Annotated in this window: 2 protein-coding genes; both read right to left on the bottom strand. The window is 61.3% G+C overall.

From position 1 onward, the window contains the following. Positions 1–186 precede the first annotated feature (186 nt). On the bottom strand, positions 187–504 hold the full coding sequence (locus tag BHD08_RS22915; RefSeq protein WP_125025265.1) for a hypothetical protein: 318 nt from the start codon (positions 502–504) through the stop codon (positions 187–189). Beyond that, positions 494–649 carry a hypothetical protein gene (locus BHD08_RS23020; RefSeq protein WP_160128707.1) on the bottom strand — a complete coding sequence of 52 codons (156 nt, stop codon included), beginning with the start codon at positions 647–649 and terminating at the stop codon, positions 494–496. The genes BHD08_RS22915 and BHD08_RS23020 overlap by 11 nt, the downstream gene beginning before the upstream one ends. Positions 650–1,166 lie beyond the last annotated feature (517 nt).

The following is a 1,166-nucleotide window of genomic DNA, read 5'->3' as shown; positions in this document are numbered from 1 at the left end:
GGTGCACACGAGTATTGAGCATAGTCGAGATTGGTGCAGATGACTTCTGATATTGCGTGGTCAGGAGCCGACTGCACACCTGGCGTTACGCCCCGTCAATTGGTGCAGTCGTCTTCTGAAAATGACAGCTTGGGCCCTTCCTGGGATGTCTGACAAACCACCGTTTTCTGAACACCAGGGCAGAGGTCATGCAACACCCGTGTAACTGACGGTCGGGGCCGGCAACGATGCACGCTGCGCGGCGAGCCGCTTCTCATGCAGAGACGTGATGTGCTCATCCCACCCCGCGAGCCGATTCAGTTCACTGACGAACAGATGCGCTCGATGCTCGTCCAACTGCAACAGAAGCGGCAGCTCAAACAGGGACTCAGTGACGCCCAGCAGCAGGGGCGTGGCACACAGAATCGGGCCGCCCGTTCGAGGACAAACACCAATCGTCCAGACCCACCAGCGCTTGCCAGCGGCCAGCTCAACAAGTTCCTGCATGCTCATCTCAGCGCTCATGACGCTCCCTCCAATTTGCCCAGCCCCACAGGACAACGCTGATCGCGAGCAATCCCCAGATCCAGACCTCGGGAATTGGAATCTCTAGCCATTGCGCCGCGATTCCGGCCAGCAACGCCAGTCCAGGCATCAGGGCATGTCGCATGGTCCACCTCCGCTCATCATCGAACTGAACTCACAATATCCCTGACGCCCGGCGTGTCATGGCAACTGCCTGCAATTTTGCGGGTTCCTGACCTGGGGAATCGGGGGGAATTGCTGGGACACCTCAGGGGTGCGGCGAGGAATCGTCGGGACGCCTCAGGGGTGCGGTGGGGAATCGCTGGGACACCTCAGGGGTGCGGTGGGGAATCGCTGGGACACCTCAGGGGTGCGGTGGGGAATTACTGGGACACCTCAGGGGTGCGGTGGGGAATCGCTGGGCCGCCTCAGGGGTGCGGCTGGGAATCGCTGGGAAGGCTCAGGGGTGCGGCGGAGAATCCGTGGGGCACGCCAGCGGTACGACTGGGACGCCTCAGGGGCACAGCAGAGAATCGGATCGTGTCCCGGGAAGTGGTGTAACTGCCATGGCTCTGGCAGTCGAGTCTGCGGGGGCTCAGCTGATCACAGCGGATAGCCGAGCAGGTTGATTGTCACTGAGCGATTGCAGTCCCTCAAGCTGC

Source organism: Pseudomonas sp. SCT, from assembly GCF_003864275.1.
GTDB classification, from domain to species: domain Bacteria; phylum Pseudomonadota; class Gammaproteobacteria; order Pseudomonadales; family Pseudomonadaceae; genus Stutzerimonas; species Stutzerimonas stutzeri_AE.
This window is presented reverse-complemented; position numbering and strand designations above follow the sequence as displayed.